At 57.1% G+C, this 24,674-nt stretch carries 30 protein-coding genes; 15 read left to right on the top strand and 15 right to left on the bottom strand.

Annotation, left to right across the window (positions count from 1 at the left end):
• Positions 1–114: 114 nt before the first annotated feature.
• Positions 115–957, bottom strand: coding sequence for an isocitrate lyase/PEP mutase family protein (locus tag GOW16_RS17730; RefSeq protein ID WP_170417573.1), 843 nt, complete (start codon positions 955–957; stop codon positions 115–117).
• Between the two features lie 211 nt (positions 958–1,168).
• On the opposite strand from GOW16_RS17730, the gene GOW16_RS17725 reads away from it, so the two are divergent.
• A complete protein-coding gene (locus GOW16_RS17725) occupies positions 1,169–1,777 on the top strand; it encodes a carboxymuconolactone decarboxylase family protein (RefSeq protein WP_170417570.1) in 609 nt (202 codons plus the stop codon).
• Positions 1,778–1,783: 6 nt separating this feature from the next.
• On the opposite strand, the gene GOW16_RS17720 is transcribed toward GOW16_RS17725, so the two are convergent.
• A complete protein-coding gene (locus tag GOW16_RS17720; RefSeq protein ID WP_170417567.1) occupies positions 1,784–2,659 on the bottom strand; it encodes an alpha/beta fold hydrolase in 876 nt (291 codons plus the stop codon).
• 126 nt (positions 2,660–2,785) lie between these two features.
• On the opposite strand from GOW16_RS17720, the gene ppk2 reads away from it, so the two are divergent.
• Both ppk2 and GOW16_RS17710 read left to right on the top strand, forming a co-directional pair.
• Positions 2,786–3,709 (top strand): polyphosphate kinase 2, encoded by a 924-nt coding sequence (gene ppk2 / locus GOW16_RS17715; protein WP_254429838.1) that lies wholly within the window; start codon positions 2,786–2,788, stop codon positions 3,707–3,709.
• Between the two features lie 123 nt (positions 3,710–3,832).
• Positions 3,833–5,185, top strand: coding sequence for an MATE family efflux transporter (locus GOW16_RS17710; RefSeq protein WP_254429837.1), 1,353 nt, complete (start codon positions 3,833–3,835; stop codon positions 5,183–5,185).
• 11 nt (positions 5,186–5,196) lie between these two features.
• On the opposite strand, the gene GOW16_RS17705 is transcribed toward GOW16_RS17710, so the two are convergent.
• Positions 5,197–5,598 (bottom strand): hypothetical protein, encoded by a 402-nt coding sequence (locus GOW16_RS17705; RefSeq protein WP_170417560.1) that lies wholly within the window; start codon positions 5,596–5,598, stop codon positions 5,197–5,199.
• A gap of 10 nt (positions 5,599–5,608) precedes the next feature.
• The gene (locus GOW16_RS17700; RefSeq protein WP_170417556.1) at positions 5,609–6,811 is read right to left on the bottom strand and encodes a pyridoxal phosphate-dependent aminotransferase; all 1,203 of its coding nucleotides are present in this window, start codon (positions 6,809–6,811) and stop codon (positions 5,609–5,611) included.
• Positions 6,812–6,902: 91 nt separating this feature from the next.
• Between GOW16_RS17700 and GOW16_RS17695 the strand changes: the two genes are divergently transcribed.
• The 3 genes from GOW16_RS17695 (at position 6,903) to GOW16_RS17685 (ending at position 8,125) form a co-directional block, all read left to right on the top strand.
• Entirely contained in the window at positions 6,903–7,295 is a 393-nt protein-coding gene (locus tag GOW16_RS17695; protein WP_170417553.1) for a helix-turn-helix domain-containing protein, read from the top strand.
• Entirely contained in the window at positions 7,292–7,549 is a 258-nt protein-coding gene (locus GOW16_RS17690; protein ID WP_368039932.1) for a succinate dehydrogenase assembly factor 2, read from the top strand. The genes GOW16_RS17695 and GOW16_RS17690 overlap by 4 nt, the downstream gene beginning before the upstream one ends.
• A 78-nt stretch (positions 7,550–7,627) precedes the next feature.
• The gene (locus GOW16_RS17685; protein WP_170417549.1) at positions 7,628–8,125 is read left to right on the top strand and encodes a MarR family winged helix-turn-helix transcriptional regulator; all 498 of its coding nucleotides are present in this window, start codon (positions 7,628–7,630) and stop codon (positions 8,123–8,125) included.
• Here GOW16_RS17685 and GOW16_RS17680 read toward each other — a convergent pair whose 3' ends face one another.
• The 3 genes from GOW16_RS17680 to GOW16_RS17670 are packed head-to-tail and all read right to left on the bottom strand — an operon-like array spanning position 8,126 to position 9,974.
• A complete protein-coding gene (locus GOW16_RS17680; RefSeq protein ID WP_170417546.1) occupies positions 8,126–8,848 on the bottom strand; it encodes a DUF1194 domain-containing protein in 723 nt (240 codons plus the stop codon). It abuts the gene before it with no gap.
• Positions 8,845–9,549, bottom strand: coding sequence for a DUF1194 domain-containing protein (locus tag GOW16_RS17675; RefSeq protein ID WP_170417543.1), 705 nt, complete (start codon positions 9,547–9,549; stop codon positions 8,845–8,847). Before GOW16_RS17675 ends, GOW16_RS17680 begins: the two co-directional genes overlap by 4 nt.
• On the bottom strand, positions 9,546–9,974 hold the full coding sequence (locus GOW16_RS17670) for a VOC family protein (RefSeq protein WP_170417540.1): 429 nt from the start codon (positions 9,972–9,974) through the stop codon (positions 9,546–9,548). The genes GOW16_RS17675 and GOW16_RS17670 overlap by 4 nt, the downstream gene beginning before the upstream one ends.
• A 175-nt stretch (positions 9,975–10,149) precedes the next feature.
• Here GOW16_RS17670 and thyX point away from each other — a divergent pair, with 175 nt between their 5' ends.
• Entirely contained in the window at positions 10,150–11,061 is a 912-nt protein-coding gene (thyX, locus tag GOW16_RS17665) for an FAD-dependent thymidylate synthase (protein WP_170417536.1), read from the top strand.
• 226 nt (positions 11,062–11,287) lie between these two features.
• Here thyX and GOW16_RS17660 read toward each other — a convergent pair whose 3' ends face one another.
• The gene (locus tag GOW16_RS17660) at positions 11,288–11,494 is read right to left on the bottom strand and encodes a cold-shock protein (protein ID WP_008758035.1); all 207 of its coding nucleotides are present in this window, start codon (positions 11,492–11,494) and stop codon (positions 11,288–11,290) included.
• A 215-nt stretch (positions 11,495–11,709) separates the two neighbouring features.
• Here GOW16_RS17660 and GOW16_RS17655 point away from each other — a divergent pair, with 215 nt between their 5' ends.
• Both GOW16_RS17655 and GOW16_RS17650 read left to right on the top strand, forming a co-directional pair.
• Positions 11,710–12,027 (top strand): ArsC/Spx/MgsR family protein, encoded by a 318-nt coding sequence (locus tag GOW16_RS17655; protein ID WP_170417986.1) that lies wholly within the window; start codon positions 11,710–11,712, stop codon positions 12,025–12,027.
• 39 nt (positions 12,028–12,066) lie between these two features.
• Positions 12,067–12,435: a hypothetical protein gene (locus GOW16_RS17650; RefSeq protein ID WP_170417533.1), complete on the top strand. Its 369-nt coding sequence runs from the start codon at positions 12,067–12,069 to the stop codon at positions 12,433–12,435.
• On the opposite strand, the gene GOW16_RS17645 is transcribed toward GOW16_RS17650, so the two are convergent.
• The 5 genes from GOW16_RS17645 to thrS all read right to left on the bottom strand — a co-directional run bounded on the left by GOW16_RS17645 (position 12,436) and on the right by thrS (position 17,129).
• A complete protein-coding gene (locus GOW16_RS17645; protein WP_170417530.1) occupies positions 12,436–12,963 on the bottom strand; it encodes a DoxX family protein in 528 nt (175 codons plus the stop codon).
• Positions 12,960–13,721 carry an HvfC/BufC family peptide modification chaperone gene (locus tag GOW16_RS17640; protein WP_170417527.1) on the bottom strand — a complete coding sequence of 254 codons (762 nt, stop codon included), beginning with the start codon at positions 13,719–13,721 and terminating at the stop codon, positions 12,960–12,962. The genes GOW16_RS17645 and GOW16_RS17640 overlap by 4 nt, the downstream gene beginning before the upstream one ends.
• Entirely contained in the window at positions 13,718–14,575 is an 858-nt protein-coding gene (gene bufB, locus GOW16_RS17635; RefSeq protein ID WP_170417524.1) for an MNIO family bufferin maturase, read from the bottom strand. Before bufB ends, GOW16_RS17640 begins: the two co-directional genes overlap by 4 nt.
• Before the next feature lie 70 nt (positions 14,576–14,645).
• Positions 14,646–14,948 carry a BufA1 family periplasmic bufferin-type metallophore gene (locus tag GOW16_RS17630; RefSeq protein ID WP_170417519.1) on the bottom strand — a complete coding sequence of 101 codons (303 nt, stop codon included), beginning with the start codon at positions 14,946–14,948 and terminating at the stop codon, positions 14,646–14,648.
• Between the two features lie 222 nt (positions 14,949–15,170).
• Positions 15,171–17,129, bottom strand: coding sequence for a threonine--tRNA ligase (gene thrS, locus GOW16_RS17625; protein ID WP_170417517.1), 1,959 nt, complete (start codon positions 17,127–17,129; stop codon positions 15,171–15,173).
• Positions 17,130–17,324: 195 nt separating this feature from the next.
• On the opposite strand from thrS, the gene GOW16_RS17620 reads away from it, so the two are divergent.
• From GOW16_RS17620 to GOW16_RS17600, 5 genes are all read left to right on the top strand, one after another.
• Positions 17,325–18,074 carry an alpha/beta fold hydrolase gene (locus GOW16_RS17620; RefSeq protein WP_170417983.1) on the top strand — a complete coding sequence of 250 codons (750 nt, stop codon included), beginning with the start codon at positions 17,325–17,327 and terminating at the stop codon, positions 18,072–18,074.
• Positions 18,071–19,066, top strand: coding sequence for an alpha/beta hydrolase (locus tag GOW16_RS17615; protein WP_170417514.1), 996 nt, complete (start codon positions 18,071–18,073; stop codon positions 19,064–19,066). Before GOW16_RS17620 ends, GOW16_RS17615 begins: the two co-directional genes overlap by 4 nt.
• Complete coding sequence (locus tag GOW16_RS17610; protein ID WP_170417511.1) at positions 19,066–19,494, top strand: VOC family protein; 429 nt, start codon at positions 19,066–19,068, stop codon at positions 19,492–19,494. Before GOW16_RS17615 ends, GOW16_RS17610 begins: the two co-directional genes overlap by 1 nt.
• A gap of 17 nt (positions 19,495–19,511) precedes the next feature.
• Complete coding sequence (locus GOW16_RS17605; protein WP_170417980.1) at positions 19,512–20,126, top strand: hypothetical protein; 615 nt, start codon at positions 19,512–19,514, stop codon at positions 20,124–20,126.
• A gap of 84 nt (positions 20,127–20,210) precedes the next feature.
• A complete protein-coding gene (locus tag GOW16_RS17600) occupies positions 20,211–20,927 on the top strand; it encodes an alpha/beta fold hydrolase (RefSeq protein WP_170417508.1) in 717 nt (238 codons plus the stop codon).
• Here the strand turns inward: GOW16_RS17600 and GOW16_RS17595 are convergent.
• Positions 20,918–21,490: a DUF6151 family protein gene (locus GOW16_RS17595; protein WP_368039931.1), complete on the bottom strand. Its 573-nt coding sequence runs from the start codon at positions 21,488–21,490 to the stop codon at positions 20,918–20,920. The two genes, GOW16_RS17600 and GOW16_RS17595, sit on opposite strands and share 10 nt — an antisense overlap.
• A 17-nt stretch (positions 21,491–21,507) precedes the next feature.
• On the bottom strand, positions 21,508–22,779 hold the full coding sequence (gene phaZ / locus GOW16_RS17590) for a polyhydroxyalkanoate depolymerase (RefSeq protein WP_170417502.1): 1,272 nt from the start codon (positions 22,777–22,779) through the stop codon (positions 21,508–21,510).
• A 110-nt stretch (positions 22,780–22,889) separates the two neighbouring features.
• Here phaZ and GOW16_RS17585 point away from each other — a divergent pair.
• Positions 22,890–24,674, top strand: a 1,785-nt coding sequence (locus GOW16_RS17585) for a PHA/PHB synthase family protein (protein ID WP_170417499.1), incomplete at its 3' end; no start/stop codon positions are given.

Genomic DNA, 24,674 nt, shown 5'->3' with positions numbered 1-24,674 from the left:
GTGCTGCTCTTGTTTTTAGGTTTGCCCCATTATGGCAGGTGATGTGTGTCGGGGGAAGAGGGGCGCGAGGTATTGTGGGCTATTCAGAAATAACAAAACCGATCAGTGCGCGGTTCAATCCCGGCGACCCAATTTGTTCTGTGCCATGAGTTGACTGACTTCGCTGTCCGGAATGGCATTCGCAGCGTAGTCAAAGGTTCCATTCGTCATGACTTCCTGCGCCGCCGACCTTATCGCTGCCAATGCCGTGCGGGCAAAGGATCCGCCGACGCTGATGCGGCGTACGCCTGCTTTTGAAAGCTCTGAGACAGAATAAGTTGCGCCACTTAGGCCCATCACGACATTCACAGGCTTATCGACTTCTGCGCAAACGGTTCTGATCGCGTCCAGATCCGGAAGGCCCGGAGCATATAGCACATCTGCGCCAGCTTCTGAAAAGGCTTGCAGGCGCTTGATCGTATCTGCCAAATCCGGGTGTCCACATATGAAATTCTCAGCTCTGGCCGTCAGAAGAAATGGCAATTCCCGCGCCGCATCGGCGGCCGCTTGAATTCGGTCAATCGCGTGGGACATTTCATAGATTGGTGCGTCAGGATCCCCTGTTGCATCCTCGATCGACCCTCCGACGAGGCCACTTCGACATGCCATCTGGATTGTTTCAGCACAGGCATCCGGTGTGTTTCCGAAACCGTCCTCCAAATCCGCTGAAACCGGCAGGTTTGCCGCATCTGCAATCTCTGTTGCATTGTTAAGGATTTCATCGCGGCCAAGGGCGGCGAAGGAATCCCGTTTTCCTTTTGAAAACGCATATCCGGCGCTGGTGGTGGCCAACGCTTTGAAGCTGAGATTTGCCAACAGCAGCGCGGAACCCGCGTCCCACGCATTGGGCATGACAAAAGCCCCAGGAGAATTGTGGAGCGCCTTGAAGCGCTGAAATTTGGCAGTTTGCTCTGACATGGGCTTTCCAGTTTTAGGTCGCCATCACCATAGGAGCGGGGGAACGAAAAAGGAACATTTTTGTGTTATGGTTTTTCTCAACGTGTGCTGATCCAGACTGCTAATGTACTTCATCTAACAGATTTAAAACGATTTCGTTTTCGTCTCGTAACCGGTGCGAAACGCTTCTACACTCCGGTCAAAGCCAATTTGGACAGAAAACGAGGGTCGGATGAGCTGGATTGAAACCATTCCTTTTGAGGCAGCGACGGGCCGACTAAAAAAACTCTATGAACGCGTGACTGGCCCCGGAAACAACGTCGACAACATAATGATGGTGCACAGCCTTCGACCCCATTCGATGGAGGGGCACATGGCAATGTACAAGAATGTCCTGCACCATTCGGCCAACAAGGTGCCCAAATGGTTCCTAGAGGTTTTAGGGGTTTGGGTCAGCGCGCTGAACAAATGCAGCTATTGTGTTGAGCACCACTATAGCGGCCTGCAGCGTCTGTTGGGCGATCCCGAACGTAGTCGGGCAATTCGTGCGGCGATTGAAGCTGGGACACTGGAAGAAGCTCCGCTGGACACGGCCCAGATCGCGGCCATGCGTTATGCGCGCAAACTGACCGAGGCACCGGCAGAGATGGAACAGCAAGACGTGGAAGCTTTGCGCGCGGCTGGATGGGACGATGGTGAGATCCTCGAAATCAATCAGGTCAGCGCATATTTTTCTTATGCGAACCGGACCGTTTTGGGGCTGGGGTGTTCCACGGATGGTGACATCTTGGGCCTGTCGCCCAACAATTCGGATGACCCGGCAGACTGGGGGCACCGATAGCCGGATCTAGCCCGCGATCCAGCCCTTGATGGCTTGCGCCACCGCTTCGGGCTGCTGGTGGTGAAGCCAGTGATCCGCATTTGGAATGTCGATACGCGTCAGATCGGGGGCGAACTCTTCCAGCCCTTCGGTCGCTTCTGGCAGCAAGGCCTTGTCGTCCCTTCCCCACAACAGCAGGTGGGGGCAGCGCACCATCAACCTCTCTTTTGGCAGTTCTGGCAAGTCTGTGCGTGGGACGCCGGGCTTCGCAACCACCAACGGTGAGGCTCGGTACCAGTTCAACATGGCCTCCAGTCGCCCGGGCCGCGCCCATTCCGTACGATATTCCTGCATTTGCGTGTCTGACATCCAATCTGTTCCCATCCCGAAACGAAAGAACTGTTCGAGCTTGGCGAAATTGTCGGCTGACAAACGTTCTGCAGCGTCCGGTGCGCGCAGGGTATTTATGTATTGGGAAGCTTCGGATTGCGCGCCGCCGGCGGCCATGGCCCGTTGGAACGGTGCCGGGTGCACTCCGTTTGCGATGATCAACTGGGTCACTAGGTCGGGGCGGAACATGGCCAGCCCATATGCCACAGATGCCCCCCAATCGTGGCCGAGCACAGTAACCGGACGATTGAGACCTTCAATCAGCGTCGCCATGTCCGAAACCAGTTGCGATAGGGCATAGTGGCCAACTCCTTCCGGTGCCCAGCTTTGCCCGTACCCGCGTTGATCGGTGGCGATGCAATAAAAATCCGAGGACAGATGCGGGGCCAGATCCCGCCATGCGCCTCCGTATTCGGGAAACCCGTGCAGCATCAACACAGGCGGAAGGCCGGGGTTCCCCCAGCTGCGCTGCAAGAATCTCTGACCGTTAAGATCAACAAACTTGTTTTCCATAGGCAAAGCCCTTTGTTGCGCCCGAAACACACGCCCGGAAAGATGTAAAAGTTTGACACCAATCAAAGCGTGTTTTTTGCCCGACTGCTAGGCGTTTTCCCGGACAGTGAGACAAGGAGAGCCTGAATGGAAATTGTGCCGCCGATCGAGAAAACCCAAGAACCTGCCAACCTGTCGGCAATCGCCAATACAATATCATCGGAACCCAGCCCCGAAAGAATTCGCCAAGCTTTTGAAAGTGGCAAATACCCCTATGACCGCAAGATGGCGCGAAAAGCCTATGAGGCGGAAAAGGCGCAATTGCAGGCAGAACTGTTAAAGGTACAGCATTGGGCGCAGGAAACCGGTCAGCGGTTTGTCTTGCTGTTCGAGGGCAGAGATGCCGCAGGCAAGGGCGGAACAATCAAACGCTTCATGGAACACCTGAACCCGCGGCAAGCGCGTGTCGTTGCCCTGAACAAACCTACTTGGGAAGAGAAAGGGCAATGGTACTATCAGCGCTACATTCAGGAATTACCCACTGTTGGTGAGATGGTTTTCTACGACCGGTCCTGGTACAACCGCGCCGGTGTTGAACGGGTCATGGGCTTCTGCTCACCTAACGAATACCTCGAGTTCATGCGTCAAACGCCCGAGTTGGAGCGGATGTTGGTACGCTCTGGCATCCAGCTGTACAAATACTGGTTCTCGGTCACACAATCCGAACAACAACGCCGGTTCAAAAGCCGCGAAACTGATCCGTTGAAACAGTGGAAGCTGTCGCCGATCGATAAAGCCAGCCTGGATAAATGGGACGACTATACCGAGGCCAAGGAGGCGATGTTCTTCTATACCGATACCGCCGACGCCCCGTGGACTATCGTGAAATCGAACGACAAAAAACGTGCGCGCCTGAATTGCATGCGCCACTTTCTGTCCACGCTGGATTATTCGGACAAGAACCATGACGTTGTTGACACCCCCGATCCTTTGATCGTGGGGCAGGCACATCACGTGATCCAACACTCGGAACATATTCTGGGCACTTCACTACATCCCGAAACGGCGTGATACGCGTCCTTTGGACCTTCGGCGGATTTTGAATCCGCAGACGTAGTCTCAATGTGAAATTCCGTCGTTCGCCTCTTGCCCCGGCCTTGGGCCGGGCATAAGGCTGATGCGATGAACAAAGTGATGACATATCGCGCCCACTTCCGGGCCATTGCAGTACTGGGACTGCCGCTGATCGGCGGGCACCTGGCCCAGTTTGCAATCGGTCTGACGGATACGGTCATGTTGGGCTGGTACGGGGTTGAGGCGCTGGCTGCAGTGACTCTGGCCAGCAGTTATTTCTTTGTACTGTTTCTGTTTGGGGCCGGGTTCGGCCTCGCCGTCATGCCGATGGTTGCGACAGCGGCGGCCGAAGAAGACGAGACAAGCATTCGTCGTTCAACGCGCATGGGGCTGTGGCTGTCGCTGATCTATGCGGCGGTTATGATGCCAATGCTGTGGTGGTCGTACCCCATATTCATGTTGTTGAAACAGGACCCGCAGGTTGCTGAAACCGCGTCCCAATACCTCCGAGTCGCGGGCTGGGGCCTATTCCCTGCGCTTTTGGTCATGGTGCTGAAATCCTATCTGGCCGCGTTAGAGCGAACCCAGATTGTCTTGTGGATCACGGTCGCGGCAGCAATGATCAATGGGGTGACCAACTATGCCCTGATCTTCGGCAACTGGGGTGCCCCGGAATTGGGGGTGATGGGGGCGGCCATCGCTTCGGTCGTTACCCAGGCAGTGTCGCTGGTCCTTGTGGTGATTTACGCGGTACGCGCGCTGCCCGAACACAGCCTGTTCCAGCGGTTCTGGCGCCCAGACTGGGAGATGTTCCTGAGTGTCTTGCGCCTTGGAGTGCCGATAGGATTGACGACCTTGTCCGAGGTTAGCCTATTCGCAATGTCTGCGATCATGATGGGTTGGCTGGGGCAGGTTCCGCTGGCCGCACACGGGATTGCGCTGAACCTCGCATCTGCGACGTTCATGGTGCATCTGGGATTGTCCAACGCCGCGACGATCCGGGCCGGCAACGCGCTCGGTCGCAAGGACCGACCGCACCTTGAACGAGGTGCGATCGCGGTGACAGGAATGTCACTGGTGATCTCGGTCATGACTGTCATCCTGTTCCTGACCTGTGCCGAGCCGCTGATTTCGCTGTTTATGGAGCCAGATGACCCGCAGCGTTCCGAGATTCTGGTAATCGGCACCGGCCTGCTGGCGATGGCGGCATTGTTTCAGCTGGTGGATGGGGCGCAGGTCATTGCGCTTGGCCTTCTGCGCGGGCTGCAGGACGCAAAGATTCCAATGGTTATGGCCGCGCTCAGCTATTGGGGCGTGGGGATTACGTCCTCGTATTACTTTGGTTTTGTGCTGGGTATGGACGGAATCGGGGTCTGGCTGGGCCTTGTTCTGGGCCTGGCCTGCGCGGCGGTTCTGCTGATGGCACGTTTCTGGATGCGTTCAGTCCGTGAGGTTGGTGTGCCCGCCGAGTAAGTTGCGGCGGGTCACTGTTTACTGAACCGGTCTGCCTTTTTTCGTACCAGAACGGAGCGGAGATCGTGCATGGCCAGCAACAGCCGGTCAGTGACCTCTTCAAGCTGTTCGGGCGTCGCCTTGGATTGTGCCCATTGCGTGGTGAGATTCAGATAGTCGACTGCACGGTGAATGTCGTCGATGTCGCGCTGGGCCAGCAGCGCTTTGCGCTCCTCCATCCAACGGGCAATCTCTGCCTTATCGGCATCGGTCAAGGTGCGCTGGCCCTGCGGTTTCACTTCACCATTTCGGATGTTGATGACGGCAATCTGATCCATCTCGATCCGGCGCTGGCGGTTTTCGGTGTCGATCCTGAAAACCGCTGCGCCGTTTTCGCGAACGCGGAAATAGTATTCGGGCAGTTCTGACGTCATTTCTGCAAACTCAGGTCAATGATGCACAAAAGCGCTGGATGCGGGTGCAAGCTTCGGTCAGTGCCTCGTCCGAGGTTGCATAGCTGACCCGAAAGTTTGGTGACAAGCCAAAGGCCGCGCCGAAGACAACGGCCACGTCTACCTCTTCCAGCAAGGCGGTCGCAAAAGCCTCATCGGAGTCGATCACGGTGCCTGCAGGCGTGGTCTTGCCGATCAACCCGGCAATTGAGGGATAGACGTAGAACGCCCCCTCGGGCGTCGGGCAGCTGATGCCGTCGATGTCGTTCAACATGCGAACAACCAGATCACGGCGGCGTTTGAACGTTTCGTTGTTGGGGGCCAAGAAGGATTGCGTCCCGTTCAGCGCTTCAACTGCCGCCCACTGGCTGACCGAGCAGGGGTTCGAGGTCGACTGCGACTGAATCTTGCGCATCGCTGCGATGATTTCGACCGGCCCCGCCGCATAGCCGATGCGCCAGCCGGTCATGGCGTAGGCTTTTGATACACCGTTGCAGGTCAGCGTCCGGTCATAAAGTCGAGGCTCGACTTCAGCCGGGGTGCAGAATTCGAACCCGTCATAGGCCAGGTGTTCATACATGTCGTCGGACATGACCCAGACATGCGGATGGCGCATCAGAACATCGGTCAGTTCTTTCAGCTCTTCACGGCTGTAGCCTGCACCCGTAGGGTTCGACGGCGAGTTGAAGATAAGCCATTTAGTTTTTGGCGTGATTGCGGCCTCAAGCTGATCAGCGGTCAGCTTGAAATTGGTCTGGATCGACGTTTCCGCAATGACCGGAGTTCCCCCAGCCAACAGCACCATGTCAGGATAGGAAACCCAATACGGCGCAGGGATCACAACCTCATCACCCTCGTTCATCGTGGCCATCAGCGCATTGTACAAGGTTTGCTTGCCGCCGGTGCCGACTGAAATTTGTGCAGGTGTATAGTCCAAACCATGGTCACGCTTCATCTTGGCGCAGGCCGCTTGCTTCAACTCCGGGATGCCGTCAGGCGCGGTGTATTTGGTCTTACCAGCCGCGATGGCGGCAACCGCCGCGTCCTTGATGTTCTGCGGAGTGTCGAAATCGGGCTCACCTGCGCTGAGGCCGATGACATCGCGCCCGGCAGCTTTCAGCTCGGCCGCTTTTGCCGTGATCGCTATGGTGGGCGATGGCTTTACGCGTGACAGTGTCGCAGAAAGGAAACTCATGGTCGGCCTCGGTTTGTATGTTCAGCCTGACTGTCATAGGGTGCGCTCGAATGACGATCAAGCGATATGAGTTAAGGAATTGGAGACCCCGATGAACGACGAGAACGACTGGTTTGGGCCGGACGCAGCGACATTCGGGGACAGGCTGGCCGGGGCACGCGAAGCGGCCGGTATGACCCAGTCTCAGATGGCGCGGCGGCTTGGTGTCAAGAAGGCGACGATTGCAGCCTGGGAAAACGATCTGTCCGAGCCGCGCGCAAATCGCCTGTCCATGATGGCAGGTATGGTCAACGTTTCGATCATGTGGCTGCTGACCGGAGAGGGCGAGGGCATGGATGCCCCGATGGAAGCTGATGAGGGCGCGCCCGAACTGGCCGATATCGTGGCGGAACTGCGCTCAATCCGGGGTGAGATGCGCGCCAGCGCCGAGCGTGCGGCAAAGCTTGAGAAACGGCTGCGCCTGATGCTGGAGCAGGGCCAGTGAGCGAAACTCGGGACACCCGTATCAAGCGTCTGAAGATGCGATCCATGCGGCGTGGGATCAAAGAAATGGATCTGATCCTGTCGGCCTATGCTGATCGGAACCTGTCGGCAATGGAGCCATCGGGTCTGGACACCTATGATGCGCTGCTGCACGAAAACGATCAGGATCTTTATCAGTGGGTCACCGGGCAGGTGCAACCGCCCGAAACCTATGCCAGTCTGATATCGGACATCGCGCAAACATTTCAAAAATAACAGAAAATCCAGCTTAACCGATTTTTCGGGAATTCCATTCATCCTGCCTGAAACAGCGCGACTGAATCGGAGGGTCGGATGAGTATGGAAATGCAGGTCTCCGCGCCGGGAACCAAGGGGTTCATGACCAGCTACCTTGAGGCACTTGCCTTGGTGGAACGGCTGCACCGGTTGCTTTTGGACGTCATCAAGGATGAGTTTGAGCGTGTCGGCGTATTGGAAATCAACGCCGTGCAGGCCTTGCTTTTGTTCAATATAGGTGACCATGAAGTCACTGCCGGTGAACTGAAAAGCCGGGGCTACTATCAGGGCAGCAACGTCAGCTACAACCTGAAAAAGCTGGTCGAAATGGGGTACATGCATCACCAAAGGTGCGAGATCGACCGGCGATCTGTCAGGGTTCGTTTGACCCCACGTGGCCGCGAGATTCGCGATATCGTATCCGATCTGTTTTCTCGCCACGCTGATGGGCTGCAAAATCGCGGTGTGCTGGGTCTGGAAGGCATCGACGACATCACAACGTCGCTGCGGCGGGTCGAGCGGTATTGGACGGACCAAATTCGGTACATCTATTGATCAGGGGCGCAGGGTGTTTGTGGCGTCGGACAGGGTGAGCCCCTCTAACTCGCGTATCAGTTTTCGGGTCATCGCGTCTTCGTAAGCCTCAAAGCCCAAAGCGACTTCGACGAACGCTCCGGGTCCGAGAATGACCCAGGTGTTGTAATAGGCGGAAAGCTCACCGACCTGGACGTAACGTTTGTCACCGTGGCTGGGATCGTCGGCTCCGATCACCAGCCCGTTGATCGTGATGCCGGAGGCTTCCAGTGCGGCTTTTACCTCGCGGGGATGAGGCCCCAGATTGTGCTTTCCGTCCCCCGACAAATCCAATGTGCGTTTCCAGCAACTGGGTTGCTGCGACAGTAGTTGAGCACCGAACTGCATTGCCGACCCAACGGCCGTGCCGCGCGGCGCGTTGCCACGCGCAACGGATTTCAGAATGTCGCCGATCCGTTCGATATCTTGCGCCGTGCGAATCTCAGTCCAGTCTATCAACATGCGTTGATGGCGTGTCTCGCTCCATTCGTAGATCGCCAGCCACACGGGCGCGCCAGCGTCGGACAGGATCAATTGCACAACTTCAGGGCGCTGCAGGGCGGCAGCAAGACCGTCAGTTTGCAACCGATACTCGGCGCTGTCGACCGAGCCGGATACGTCCAGACCTAAAGCCAGCGCTTGCCGGCATTCCGACGCGGCAGAACTTGCAAACAGGGCAAAAACCGCTGTCAGCAGCCGGATCATCGATGCGCACTTTCCTGCAACTCACCGATCTGCAACCCCTTCAGCTCACGCTCAAGTTTGCGGCGCATCGCACGTTCAAAATCCTCGAACCCTTGCGCGATCTCAAGAAACGCGCCGGGACCGTGCAGAACGTTGTTCTCGAAGAACGGGATAAGGAACAGCTCTCCTTCAAAGTCAGCGGCGTTGATCACCAGCCCGTTGACCACGACGTTTTGAAAGGGAAAGTGCCGATATGCGGAATCCGGCCCGTAGCCGTCATTGTTCGAGCCATCGCCGGACAAGTCGATGGTGTTAAAAAGGCAGGGTGGCGCTTGCTGCATCAAGGTCGCGCCAAATGCCAGGGCATAGCCCATGGCCGTGGCTGAGCCGCTGTCCGAGCGAACGGATTGTTGCACTGTCGAGGCTGCGACCAACAGATCGGTCTCACTGTTGATCATAGTCCAGTTCAGAATAACGCGTTGGGTGGTGCGACCGCTCCACTCATACACGGCCAGCGCAACCGGTGCGGGCGAGGAAAAAAACGCTTCGACCACTTCTGGTGCGATCAATGCAGCCGCCAGGCCCTGCCGCTGCAAAACGTCTTCGTTCTCGTCAACGGAGGTTGAGATATCCATGGCGAGCGCCAGTGCAAGCCGGCAGGGCTCGGCTTGAACGGGGCTGGCCAGAACGGCCAGACCCAGCGATATCAGACAGCGGATCACCAGCTGCCGGTGCTTTCCATGCTGGCCCAGGGTTCAGCCGGTTCCAGCGCTTCGCCGTTTTGCAGCAGTTCGACCGAGATATTGTCCGGAGATCGCACAAACGCCATACGACCATCGCGCGGCGGGCGATTGATTACGACGCCGTTGTCCTGCAGGTGCTGACAAACTTCGTAGATGTTATCGACACCGTAGGCTAAGTGCCCGAAATGGCGGCTGTCGCTGGGCAGATTATCGTCGCCGTCCCAGTTGTGCGTCAGTTCGATAGGCCGATCCTCTTGTCCTGGGGGTGCCATGAAGATCAGCGAAAACCGGCCAGATTCGCTGTCATACCGGCGGGTTTCCTTCAGGCCTAGTAGTTCATAGAACGCCATCGACTTCTCCAGATCCTTCACGCGGACCATGGTGTGAAGATATCTCAGCCCCATTGCGGCTTCCTTTCTAGTCAGGTGATGTGCTGCAGCTTAGCGCGCAGGCCAAGCGTGTCGAGGGGCAGGGTGGACACAATTTGGAAATTGCGACGCTGGGTGTACATGTCGCGGTTCCGGTCAGGGATTTGTCGAGATATAGTGGTGGGCGACTCATTGCTGGAAAGGAACTTTCATGCCGCTGTCCTCTGACCAACTGGCCGAGATCGAAGCGCAACGGGCGCAATCGCATCCAACACGCCGCGTTGTGGCCGAGGGGATGGAAGACCACCTCTATACTGCGCACCAAGTGCTGGACCACGGCTTTGTACGCGTGATCGATTACATGGGGGATGACGCAGCAATTTGTCAGGCCGCGCGCGTATCTTACGGCAAGGGCACCAAGTCGGTGCAGAACGATGAGGGGCTGATCCGCTATCTCATGCGGCACTGGCACTCGACCCCGTTCGAGATGTGCGAGATTAAGTTGCACGTCAAACTGCCCGTCTTTGTGGCTCGGCAATGGATTCGTCACCGCACGGCAAACGTGAACGAATACTCGGCCCGCTATTCGATCCTGGATCGCGAGTTCTACATCCCTGCACCGGATCATGTCGCCGCCCAATCCGAGGTGAACAATCAGGGACGGGGCGATGCCCTGCAAGGGGAAGAGGCAGCCCGCGTTTTGGAGATGCTCAAGGCCGACAGCGCGCGGTGTTACGACAATTACGAAGCGATGATAAGTCAGGATGGTCAGCAGGGGCTGGCACGTGAACTGGCGCGCATGAACCTGCCTGCGAATATCTACACGCAGTGGTACTGGAAGGTCGACCTGCACAATTTGTTCCATTTCCTGCGCCTGCGGGCAGACCCGCACGCTCAGTATGAGATCCGTGTCTATGCCGACACCATGTGCAAGATCGTCGCTGATTGGGTGCCTTTCGCGTACAAGGCGTTCGAAGATTACCGTCTGGGCGCGGTCAACCTGTCGGCTCAGATGGTCGACAGCCTGCGCCGAATGCTGGCTGGCGAAACTGTGACGCAGGAAAACTCGGGAATGACGGCACGGGAATGGCGCGAGTTCGAAGCTGTCATTCGCGAGGGTTAAGACCGCGTAAATGCATTTCTGATGTCATGACACCGTTCGAGTGCCTCATGACATCAATCCTCAGTGCAATATGCGAATGCGCGGAATTAGCGGTGTTTTGCTAAAACAAACAGGCTCATGCCGATTCCAAAACCGACGCGAGGGTAAGGTTTTAAACCCTTGAAATGGACAACGGCCGGAAATTGGCCGTTGGCCTGCTTTTAGTACCCGCAGATGACGGGGAGTATTATAACGGCTTCAAATCAGCGGCCATTTGGCGGCCGTCGCGTCCGTCTTGCAGCTCGTACGAGACTTTCTGATTGTCAGCGAGCCCGGTCAAGCCGGACCGTTCTACGGCCGAGATATGAACAAAAACGTCCTTGCCACCTTCGTCAGGGGCAATAAACCCATAGCCTTTCGTGGTATTAAACCATTTCACGGTGCCAGTTGGCATTTCCCGTGTCTCCTTCTACTTGCACGTTGTCCCACAAATTGGTGGGGGCAGTCGTTGACGTAACCACAACGCATCACCGCTTCGCCCACACGACACGGCCCGAATTGTGTGTTTCGTCTTTTTCAACATTGCACGGTGAAGTAAAAAATCAAGAATTACCGGAGGAAGCAGGCAAAAATGCCAAAAATTCATACAACTACAGGAGCAGCCTCAAAATGCGTCTCTATGGCCTGAAGAATTGTGATACGTGCCGTAAGGCATTGAAAGAAATAGGTGAAATCGAGCTTGTGGACGTTCGGACGCAGGGCGTTCCTGATTCCGTGCTGACCAAGGCGTTTGAAACGTTCGGCGAAGCTTTGCTCAATACCCGATCAACAACCTGGCGTGGATTGAGCGCGGAACAACGCACGCAACCACCTTTGGAATTGCTGAAGGAGCACCCGACATTGATGAAGCGCCCCCTGATCGAAGATGAAGGTACGCTGTTGTTGGGCTGGACGGCAAAAACCAAGGCAAGTCTTGGCGTTGCCTGATCGGACGCTTATGTGTCTGACACAAAGAAGAGGGAATAAATGCGCAACGCATCAATGGTTTTGGGCATCATTGCAGGTTTGATCGGAATGATCGTCGGCTTTTTTGGTTATGGCTATGTGGCATTCATAGACCATTACGGCGAGATCGAGGGGCTGGCTGAACAGGTGGACAATGCACAGTTCATTCAGGCTGCCTCTATCATTGCGCCTTTGTTGGCAATCACCGGGGGCGCAATGGCGCATGCACGCGCCCTGATCGGTGGAATATTGCTGCTGCTCTCAGCTGCCGGGATGTATTTCGCGTTTGGTTTCGGCGTCTTTACGATGTTCCCGGTGGCCTTCGCTGCCGTGGCAGGCATCCTTGGGCTGGCCGCGGGAAAACCGGACGAGCCCAAGGCACATTTCTAGTTACTTGATGCGCAGGATCCGGTCGAGCGAGAGCGGACCTGCGCCGTTGATTACAATCACCAGCAGCAGGAACGTCCAAAGCGTGCGTTGATCCAGCACGTTCGGTGCTGCGGTGAAGTAATTACCCAGTGCCGCCCCGTGGCCGGTGACATCCACGATCGTCTGGACCCAGACGAAACCGATCATGCCCAATGCAGCAAACCGCGACAGAAGACCGATCAGAATCAACGCTGGCAGTAGAAACTCTGCCCATGTTCCTGCGACGGCAATAGCCCAATGGAAGATGCCCAATTGCGAACTGTCATAGCTGACCGCTTCCATTGCTTTAGGAAAGATCTGCACATAAGCCCCGTCCGACGGGAAAAGAAAGCCGAAAAAGCCGCTGCCAAGTTTGGTCGTGGCCGAATTCCAGTAGTAAACCAACAGGGTTGCCGCAAATACCAGTCGCGCCAGGGTCGGCGTCAACCAGCCAGAGGTCATTTCCAACCTTCCCAGGGTATTGTTGTGCAATGAGATCAGGGCAGTCATGTTGCCAGCCTTTCGATAGTCACAGAAGTTATTGCGCCGCCCTGCAAAAGCAGCGCCAGAGTGGCCCCAAGGTCAAATTCGGGGAAGTCGACAGAGGTTTTTTCGAACGCCTCGCCAATGGTAAGCCCGGCTTGAACCTGAGCGATCCAGTCCGCTCCGCCTTTTGGCAGCAAATGCGGGGCAGGATCGAATTCGGGCCGGGTGATCAGGACGTCTTCGGCCCCGGGCGCGGGTTTAGGCGCACCATCTTCGGAATTGAATCGCCAGATCGAATACAGCGGCCATTCCGAACGAAGAACCGTCATGGAGGGCGCAAATTCCAGTTTGGCCAAAACGATTTCTTCTGGTGGGACCGCCAGCGCATCCGGCGGTGCAGCTTGACTGTCCGCCGCGTGATAAGACCGGCGCAAAGCCAGTTCCAGGTGCGCAACGTCGGCGAGGTAGCCAAGATGAGACAGTTGCTCCATCCCGGCAAGGAACGCGGGAAATTCCTCACCATAGAACATCATCAATGGTGAAGAAGGGGGGTGTTTGCGCAGGAAAAGCCCGGAAAGCCCGTCCATGTTTTGCGGCCCCAAAAGCTTTGCGATCACAGGGAAGGCCTGATGCATCGCTTCGGTCAATGAAACCGCCACGTTGTTGCGATAAACGCTGAACCGCCGCCCGGCGGGGCGTTCCTCGGCATCCCACAGTCCTTCCGGAACAACCGCCGACGGGTCTAGCAGGGCTGCGCGGAATGTGGTTTGCGAAACGCTCATGCGGGAATGCGGTCCAGTGCCGCTTGCGCCCGGTCAGCTTCGGCCCGCAAAACGTGCCAGTCGGGTACGTCCGTATCCCATTCGATCAGAACAGGTTTTGGGCCGGAACGCTCCAACACGTAATCCAGCAACGCCCATACCGGATCGACGACCTCGCAACCGTGGCTGTCGATCAGCAGCGGACGCCCGTGGTCGTCTTCGTCCTCGTCATGACCGCCAAGGTGGATCTCATGAACATTGTCTAGCGGATAGGCATCGATGTAACTCTGCGGGGAAAAGTCCAGATTTGTGGCTGACACAAAGACGTTGTTCACGTCCAGCAAAAGCCCACATCCCGTTCGACGAGCGATTTCCCGCAGGAATTCAGGCTCAGACCAAGTGCTTTCCTCAAATGCCAAATAGCTGGAGGGGTTTTCCAGCAGCATTTGCCGCCCCACAGTATCCTGAACCTGATCGATATGCGCACAAACGGAGGCCAAAGTTTCGTCGGTATAGGGCAGGGGCAGAAGATCGTTCAGAAAGTGACTGTCGTGGGTGGACCATGCCAGATGTTCGGAAAAGCTGGCCGGGTTCAACCAACCAACAAGGTGTTTCAGGCGCGCCAGATGATCGGCATCCAAGGGGCCTTCTCCACCGATAGAAAGGCCGACGCCGTGGACCGAAATAGGGAATCTTTCGGAGAGGTGACGCAATTGCGCAAGCGGCCTGCCGCCATCGCCCATGTAGTTTTCGGCGTGGATCTCAAGCCAGCCGACCGGATGCGCATGCTCCAGAATCTGGTCGTAATGCTGGGGTTTATACCCGACGCCCGGAACTGCGGGCAGCCTGTTCGATCGAAGTGAACTATCCAGCATGTGCAAATCCTCCGGTCACGAAAAGAGGCGGGCGATAGGGCCCGCCCCTCCGATTCTCAGATGCTTGGGCTTATGCCGGCAGGTCGCGCTCCAGCGGCTCCAGCGAACCTTTGCGCGCGGTGCCGTTTGCCTCGGCGGGCAGTTCGATATCGGCGCAGGTTCCGGCGTCGACCAGAGTCCAGGCGTTGCCCTGATAGTCAACGGTCGAGGTGCCCGCGCAGGTGGTGCCGGGGCCTGCGGCACAGTCATTCTGACCGGCCAGCGAAACGCCATAGCATTTCTCTTTGGCTTGTGCGGATGCGGTTGTAGCGGCGCCGGATACGGCGGCTGCTACTGCACTTGCGATAACCAGGGTTTTTGCGGTGTTCGACATCTCGGTAATCCCTTTTGATGACTGCGTATGTCTTCTTGTGACAATGACAAAGGTAGTAGTTAAATCGGGGCAGGTGAATTCACGAGCCCGTGTCTCACAACCCCGTCAAAGAGCGTAATGCCCCCTTGAAGGTTAACAAACTGTTTTTGAAATGAAAATTAGAAAATGTTTCAATCCGGCCCCGAATTTGGGGCCGGATTTCCGGCAATTTGCTGCCGAATGTTACAGAAGGTCGGGCGGGGTCGCGGCCTCGGCCAGCTCTTTTGTTACAGCCTCAAGCGATTGAACCTGCGTCTGTTTTTCGCCAAGGCGGCGAACACTGACGGTGTTCTCTTCCACCTCGCGATGTCCGACGGCAAGAATGACCGGCACCTTGCCAACCGAATGTTCGCGGACCTTGTAGTTGATCTTCTCGTTGCGGGTGTCCGCCTCAGCACGCACGCCAGCGGCTTTGAGCGTTTCGACAACGTTCATGACATAGTCATCCGCCTCGGACGTGATCGAGGCGACGACAACCTGACGCGGAGCCAGCCAGAACGGAAGCTTACCAGCGTGCTCTTCGATGAGAATGCCGATGAAGCGTTCGAACGAACCCAAGGTCGCCCGGTGCAGCATGAACGGACGGTGCTTTGCGCCGTCCGCCCCGACAAAGCTTGCATCCAGACGTTCTGGCAGGTTGGGATCGACCTGCAGGGTGCCGCACTGCCACGTCCGGCCGATTGCATCGGTCAGAGTGAATTCCAGTTTGGGTCCGTAGAACGCGCCTTCGCCTTCCAGAACTTCATAGTCGTAACCGGCCGCTTTACAGGCATCACCCAGCGCCTTTTCGACCAGATCCCAACTTTCATCAGACCCGATCCGCTTTTCCGGGCGGGTCGACAGTTTGATCGTCCAGTCATGGAATCCGAGATCGGCATAGACCTTGGACAGGAAGGCAATGAACTTGGCGGTTTCAGATTCGATCTGGTCTTCGGCACAGAAAATGTGACCATCATCCTGCGTGAATCCGCGGACCCGCATGATCCCATGCAAAGCGCCCGAGGGTTCATAGCGCGCGCACGATCCAAACTCGGCCATCCGCAAGGGCAGGTCGCGATAGGATTTCAGGCCTTGATTGAACACTTGAACGTGGCAAGGGCAGTTCATCGGCTTCAGCGCGTTGATCGCCTTTTCGCGGGCATGCTCTTCGTCGACTTCAACGATGAACATATTCTCCTGATACTTGTCCCAGTGACCCGAGGCTTCCCACAACTTGCGGTCCACGACTTGCGGGGTGTTCACCTCGACATAGCCGTCCCGCTCCTGCATGCGACGCATATAGTCCTGCAAAGTGGTGTAGATTTTCCAGCCGTTCGGATGCCAGAAGATCTGGCCAGGGGCCTCTTCCTGCATGTGGAACAGGTTCATCTCGCGGCCCAGCTTGCGGTGGTCGCGTTTGGCGGCCTCTTCCAGCATATGCAGGTGCGCTTTCAGCTTTTCCTTGCCGGTGAAGGCCACGCCATAAATACGCTGCAGCATCGCACGCGAACTATCGCCACGCCAATAGGCGCCAGCAATGCTCATCAGCTTGAAGGCGTCGCCCGGCAGTTGGCCGGTATGCTGCAAATGCGGACCACGGCAGAGGTCCTGCCAGTGGCCGTGCCAGTACATGCGCAGAGGCTCGTCGCCCGGAATGGATTCGATCAGCTCGACCTTGTAAGGCTCGTTATTGGCCTTGTAGAACTCGATCGCGCGCTGACGGTCCCAGATTTCGGTGGTGACGGGGTCGCGCTTGTTGATGATCTCTTTCATCTTTTTTTCGATGAGACCGAGATCTTCGGGCGTGAACGGTTCCTCACGGTCAAAGTCATAATACCAGCCGTTGTCGATCACGGGGCCGATGGTGACTTTGGTCGCCGGCCAGATTTCCTGTACCGCACGTGCCATCACATGCGCCAGATCGTGACGGATCAACTCATTCGCCTGCTCTTCATCCTTCATGGTGTGGATGGCGATCTGCGCGTCAGATTCGATGGGCCACTGCAGGTCCCAGTGCTGGCCGTTCACGGTGGCGGAAATCGCCTTTTTGGCCAATGAGTTGGAGATATCGGCAGCGACCTGCGCGGGCGTTACGCCTGCGTCATAGGATCGTGCATTGCCATCGGGAAAAGTAAGAGAGACTGACTGTGAGTCCAGGGCCATTTCGGCTCTCCTCGTCGGTTTGGCGCCCACTGAACGCCCGGTTGCGGGTTATGTGTGTTCGATCCATTTGGCAGTTGCAACATGACCTGTCAAGCGTGGAACCGTACCCGATGTGACGCGACGAAAGGTCGAAATTCGGCAATTGCGACCCGGAGACAGCCGTGCATGATGATCGGCAAAGAGAAAGAGGGCGACATGGCAGCGACGGATTTTCTGAACACGGCGCAGGGGCGGCGGTTGGCGTATCACAAGAATGAGGGTACAGGACCAACCGTAGTGTTTCTAGGCGGGCTCAAGTCCGACATGGAAGGTACCAAGGCCGTGCATCTTGAGGCCTGGGCGAAGGCGCGCGGTCAGGCATTCCTGCGATTTGACTACTCTGGTCACGGCGAAAGCTCTGGCAAGTTCGAGGATGGGTGTATCGGCGACTGGCACGAGGACACTGTGGCTGCAGTGACGGAACTGACCGTTGGGCCTCTGATCATCGTTGGATCGTCAATGGGTGGTTGGCAGGCGCTTTTGCTGGCAAAAGCGATACCGGACCGGATTGCTGGCATGGTAACAATCGCCGCAGCACCAGATTTTACCGAGGACGGATATTGGGCATCGTTTTCTGACACCCAAAAACAGGTATTGGAAACCGAAGGGTATGTCGAACTGCCCTCGGATTACATGGAACCCTACATCATCACGAAGCGTATGATCGAAGATGGCAGACAGCAGTTGGTTCTGCGAGACGCAGTGACTCTGCCGTATCCGGTGCGTTTCCTGCAAGGAACCGCGGATACTGCCGTTTCCACTGCAACTGCTGTGCGATTGCTGGAACGTGCCGAAGGCCCTGACATGCGCCTGTTGTTGGTCAAAGATGCGGATCACCGCTTTTCTGATGGACCGTGCCTTGAGATTATCGAAAATGCTGTGCTTGAAGTGATGGCCGCGCAATGATCCGGGCGCTCGGCAGGTTCGTCGGTCGTGGTCTTCTGGTTCTGGTCGCGATTGGGGCTTTGATCTATTGGTTTGGTCCGCGCGAAGAAGTGAACCTTAACCCGACATTTGAGCCGCGCAAATTTGGCGAAGGGGTGCAGGTTTACTTCGAAAGCGTCGAGTCCGCTTTCGATGACATCACCCCCGGTGTCGAGAAGCGGGTTGTCTGGCAAGACGGCTTCAAAGAACGACGCACTCCGGTTTCCATCCTGTATGTGCACGGGTTTTCCGCCTCGTCCGAAGAAATTCGCCCAGTCCCTGATATGGTCGCTGACGCTCTTGGGGCCAATCTGGTCTACACCCGCTTGCAGGGCCATGGCCGGAGTGGAGGCGCGATGGCCGAAGGCACCGCGTCAGGTTGGATGCAAGATATGGCCGAAGGCTTGGCCGCCGCGCGTGCGGTTGGCGATCAGGTCGTGGTGATTTCGACCACGACCGGTGGAACGTTGGCCGCAGCTGCTGCACTGGACGACGCACTGATGGAAAACGTGGCGGGGTTGGTCTTTGTGTCCCCGAATTTCAGAGTAAACACGCCAGGCGCCTGGATACCCGGACTTCCGTGGGCGCGAACTTGGTTGCCAATGATTATGGGGGAAAACCGGGACGTATCGGGCCCGGACCCGGAAAAGAACAAATACTGGTCCTCGGTCTATCCGTGGGAAGCCGTTGTTCCGATGACCGTTTTGGTCGATGTTGTGTACGCGATGGACTTCTCGCAGGCGCGCGTCCCGGCTCTGTTCTGGTTCTCAGACGATGATCAGGTTGTGCGCCCGGACCTGACCCACAAGGTGGCCGAGGCCTGGGGCGGACCCGCACGCGTTCAGACGGTTACGATGGGACCGGGTGATGATCCGTCTTCCCACGTTATTGCTGGTCGCCTGATGTCGCCGGGACAGACGGATGCTGCGGTCGCAGGTATTCTGGCATGGTTGAAAGAGCAGGGGATCGAATGATGGAACAGCGCGTTAGCTTGATAACAATCGGAGTGGAAGACCCGGAAACCGCCGCCGCGTTCTATGAAAAGATCGGCTGGAAACGCGTCGACAGCCCGGATGGAGTGATTGCCTTTGACCTGATCGGGCAGACCCTGGGTCTCTACCCCTTGCCAGCACTGGCCGATGAAATCGGTGTAGACGTTGGTACCTTGGGTCGCGGGGCGCTGACGCTCAGCTATAACTGTCGGTCAAAGGAAGAGGTCGCGCAGGTTCTGAGAAAGGTTGAAGACGCCGGCGCTGAGGTTCTGAAACCGGCATCGGACGTGTTCTGGGGTGGGCACCACGGTTACTTTCGCGCCCCCGAAGGCACCATCTGGGAGGTGGCGTTCAATCCGTTCTCACCGCTTTCGCCTGAAGGCGCGTTTCGTTGGAACGGGTACGGGTGATGCGCAAGCCGGGCAGCATGTGGAGCCTTGAAACGCTTGGTCGCGTACGCTTGTCACGGCACTTTTTCATGCGGGATTTCCTGTATTCCGAAATTGGTAACTTCCATGAAAAGCAAAACCTTCCCGATAATCCCGAACTTGCCATCGAAACCGGTCGGGCGTTTTGCCAGACCCTGCTCGACCCGTTAGAGGAAACGTTCGGGCGGGTCGCGGTCCGGTCCGGCTACCGGTCGCGGTCGTTGAACCAATACGGCAATGAAAATCGATTGAACTGCGCCCGAAATGACAATCCGCTGGAGTGTCATATCTGGGACTGGGGCACTGGCGATTACCGGGTAGCGGGGGCGTCGATTGTTGTCCCGTGGTTTGCGGATCGCTACGCGGACGGCCGGGATTGGCGCGATCTTGCGTGGTGGATGCATGATCATCTGGATTATTCCGAGATTTGGTTCTTTCCAAAGCTCTGCGCATTCAATCTGGTATGGCGGCCAAATCCCCACAGACGTATCGACAGCTACATTGCCCCGCGCGGGTGCCTGTTACGGGCGGGCGAAAACCCGGACGAAGACCTGAAGGCCCGTCAAAAGCGCTATGCGGATTTCCCCAAATTTCGGGGCATTGCCTATCCGTGAAGTTTAACTTGCCCGCGTCAGAAAAACCTCTCATCCTGCTATAAAACGAAGCCGCCGAAGAAGCTGAGATGAAGGAGGTCGCGATTGATCGAGCCGTTGGTTCTACTGCCCGGATTGATGTGCGATGCCAGAGTATTCGCCCCTCAGATCGACCACTTTTCCCGTCAGCGCGCGGTCACGGTTGCACCGGTTTCGTTGGGCGAACGGATTGAAGAGATCGCCTCGGGCCTTTTGGATCAACTGCCACATCGTTTCGCGCTGGCCGGGTTAAGCATGGGCGGCGTGGTCGCTCTGGAACTTGCTCGCCGCGCGCCCGATCGAATTTCGCGCCTGTGTCTGATGGCGACGGATGCGCAGGCCGACACGCCCCAGATCGCAGCGACGCGAGAAGAGCATATGGTCGGCGCAAAGGCCGGACGGCTTGAAGAGGTGATGCGCAAGATCATCGGTTCAGACACGCTGGCCCCGGGGCCAAGGCGCGTTCCCATTCTAAATGACGTGATAACGATGGCGCTGGATCAAGGACCGGACGTCTTTGAACGCCAGATGCGCGCTTTGCAGCGGCGCGCGGACCAGCAAGGAGCGCTGAGGATGATCAAGTGCCCCACGCTGGTGCTGTGTGGGGCGTGTGACCTGCTGACGCCTGTGCGCAAACACGCTTTCATGGCGGACCTGATCCCGGATGCCGAGCTTAAAGTGGTTGAGGATGCGGGGCATTTGCCAACTCTCGAAACCCCTCAGGTCGTCAATGAAGCGCTTGAGGCCTGGCTAAGCACACCTTCGCGGGTCTCTTACGGGTAAAGGGCTGCGCGTTCGGATTTGCTTAGAACCACAGGCTCGGCAACGGGGGCGAAGGTGTCTGGGTCGAAGAAGGGTGTGTTCTTCCAACTGCCTGATAGCCGCGATTTCGCGACGCGGGTCACTAGCCCATAAACAGCTGCCCCAATCTTTTTATGTGTCTGTTTGCCGTGGCCTGAGGGGATAAACCCGCGCGTGGTGATCGGCCCCAACCCATTTGGGTCGGGGATACGTTTCACGATAAAACCCGCGAATGGGAACTTCGGCGTTGTTGGTGTGGTCGCCAGCGGCGCATTGCAACAACTGGCATACCAGCGCAGCATCCCTTTCGGACTTAGCTGCATCAGCGCGAGATGCTCTGCGCCACCGTCAAAAACAATCTCTTCCGGAAGCATCTGCAGGATTTCTACAGGACCGGGGGCCGGATCGGGTTGCCCAAAGTACAACTGAGCCGCGCGGCAATCGTGACAGTAGCACACGACATGTGTGCCGTGTTTCACACCTGCGGCGCTGATCCGCCCATGTAAGGAACCGCAAGAGCAGGAAAAAGGCGTATCTTTGGCCACCTTCCTGCTCATCGTTTTCAGGCCACTTTGTTTTTGTTCGCCGCGCGACGCTGTGGTTTGCGCGTGTTGGCGTTCATGAAGTCAATCACAAGCGGCCGGATATTGTCGCGCCAGCTGCGCCCCGCGAAGATGCCGTAATGGCCGGCGCCGGGTTCAACATGGCTTGCCTTTTTGGTGTCCGGCAACCCAGTGCACAGATCAAGAGCGGCGATACACTGGCCTGGGGCCGAGATGTCATCGTTTGCGCCTTCGACTGATTTCACCGCGACATCGGTGATTTTGCCGATATCGACCTTGTGGCCTGCAACAACAAATTCATTGCGGGCGATCTCGCGGTTCTTGAAGACGCGCTCGACCGTAGACAGGTAAAACTCGGCTGGCATGTCCATAACGGCCAGGTATTCATCGTAGAACCTGTTATGGGCGTCGTGATCTGACGCTTCGCCCCGCATCACACGCTGGATCTGATCCGAGAAAGCCTTGGAGTGGCGATCCGCGTTCATTGACATAAACGATGTCAATTGCAACAGGCCAGGATACACCATACGGCCGACGCCTTTGTATTTGAAGCCGACGCGCTGGATCATTGTTTCCTCCAGCTGTCCCATGGTGACGCGGCGACCGAAATCGGTCACGTCGGTTGGGGTGGCGTCAGGGTCAACAGGGCCGCCGATCAGGGTCAGTGTACTGGGCTGCGCTTTGGGGTCGACCTCGGCCAGATAGGCGGTCGCGGCCAGGGTCAGGGGGGCAGGTTGGCAAACGGCAACAACATGCGTGTCCGGGCCCAACTCCTTCATAAAATCGACAAGATACAGCGTGTAATCCTCGACATCGAACTTGCCTTCGGAAACGGGAATATCACGCGCATTATGCCAGTCGGTTACGTAAACCTCACAATTGACCAGCAGGCTTTTAACGGTGGAACGCAGCAAAGTCGCGTAGTGGCCGGACATTGGTGCGACCAGCAGCACCTTACGGGGTTGTTCTTCGCGCCCATTGACGCGAATATGGATCAGGTCGCCAAATGGGCGCTCCATTACGGGAACAATATCAACAAGGTGGTCTTTGCCATCCTCACACGTGAACGTTCGAATACCCCAGTCCGGCTTTGCGATCATGCGCTGAAAGGTGCGTTCGGTCACTTCGCCCCAAGCAGCCATCATGCTGAATGCAGGGTTGGGTATCATGGAAAACAGTGGGTAAGACGCCATCGCACTGGCCGTTGCCCCCATCCATTGATTCGTGTTGCGCATGGTTTCCATAAGATCGTAGGTCATCATGTAGCGCATATAGGGGGCCTCCTGGCTGCCGGTGTGAGTGTCGGACCATTCGTCGCTTTGCTCCCCAAGCCCACGACGATTATTCTGCATAGCAGCGAGGTTAGGGGGGAATTGTTAAAATGACAACAAGTGAACACCAGACACCGGAGCTCACCCCTGAACATCTTGAGAGGCTTAAGGAAAATATGGACAAGGTTGAGGTCTTGTCCAAGCGATTGGTTGATGTGATGTCTGGAAAGAAGGGTCACAACCCTGCTTTGGACGGTCCGAATCAAGAGCTTTATGCAAAGGCAGCATCGGCCTATTGGGCTGAGGCAATGCAGAACCCGGCCAAGCTGTTGGAGCAGCAGATCGAGTTTTGGGGCCAGTCTGTTCTGAACTTCGCCGAGGCACAGCAGGCGCTGGTGGGTGGTGAGGCGGAAGACACAGCCTCTGCGCCCCGGGACAAGCGGTTTTCTAACCCGCTGTGGGACACCAATCCGTATTTCAAATTCATTCGCCAGCAATACGAGACCAACGCGCAGGCGATCTCGCTAGCAGTGGCCTCGGTTGACGACCTGGAAGTGAAGGATAAGCAGCGGCTGGCGTTTTTCTCGCAGCAGATCATCGACATGATGTCGCCGACGAACTTTCTGGCGACCAATCCGGATGCGCTGGAAAAGGCGGTCGAGACGGAAGGCCAGTCGTTGATCCAGGGTCTGGAAAACCTGGTGGCTGATCTCGAGGCCAATGACGGTGAGATGGTGGTGAAGCTGGCCGATGACAGCGCCTTTGAGGTTGGCGGCAATATTGCGACGACGCCCGGCGATGTGGTCTATCGCAACCGGCTGATGGAGCTGATCCAGTACAAACCGGCGACAGAGACGGTACATGAAACGCCACTGGTGCTGTTCCCGCCCTGGATCAACAAGTTCTACATTCTGGACCTCAAGGCGCAGAACAGCCTGATCAAATGGGTGACCGAGCAGGGCTATACCCTGTTCGTGGTCAGCTGGGTGAACGCTGATGAATCCCACGCCGATATCGGCATGGAGGACTATATCCAGGACGGTTTCCTGACCGCGATCGAAGAGGTCAAGGCGATCTGCAAGGTCAAACAGATCAACGCGGTCGGCTATTGCATCGCGGGCACGACGCTGAGCCTGACTCTGTCGCTGCTCAAACAGCGCGGCGACAAGTCGGTCAAATCGGCCACGTTCTTCACGGCCCTGACCGATTTTGGCGATCAGGGAGAGTTCACGCCCTTCCTGCAAAACGACTTTGTGGACGGTATCGAGGATCAGATCTCGGAGGATGGGGTTCTGAAAGCGTGGATCATCGGGCGCACCATGTCGTTTTTGCGCTCCAGGGACCTGATCTATGGACCCGCGATCCGCAGCTATATGATGGGTGAAACGCCGCCCGCGTTCGACCTGTTGTTCTGGAACGGGGACGGGGCCAATCTGCCCGGCCGCATGGCGGTCCAGTACCTGCGCGGCCTGTGTCAGCGCAATGACTTCGTCACCGATGGGTTCGAGCTGCTGGGGCATAAGCTGCATGTGCACGACGTGGACGTGCCCCTGATGGCCATCACCTGCGAGACGGATCACATCGCGGCGTGGAAGGCGTGCTATCGCGGGGTGCAACAGATGGGGTCGCGGTCGAAGACCTTCATCGTCTCGGAATCGGGGCATATTGCCGGCATCGTCAACCCGCCCAGCAAGAAGAAATACGGTCACTACACCAACACCGATTTGAAGGCGGACCCCGAGACCTGGTTGAAAGAGGCGACGTATCACGAAGGGTCCTGGTGGCCGCGGTGGGAAGCCTGGTTGAAGAAACGATCGGGCAAGCAAGTGCCCGCGCGCGCGACCGGCGATTCGGCCCATCCTGCATTGGCCCCGGCGCCCGGGACCTATGTGCGG

Source organism: Ruegeria atlantica, from assembly GCF_013033965.1.
GTDB lineage: Bacteria > Pseudomonadota > Alphaproteobacteria > Rhodobacterales > Rhodobacteraceae > Ruegeria > Ruegeria atlantica_D.
The sequence above is the reverse complement of the archived record's forward strand: the minus strand, read 5'-3'. Positions and strand labels throughout refer to the sequence as shown.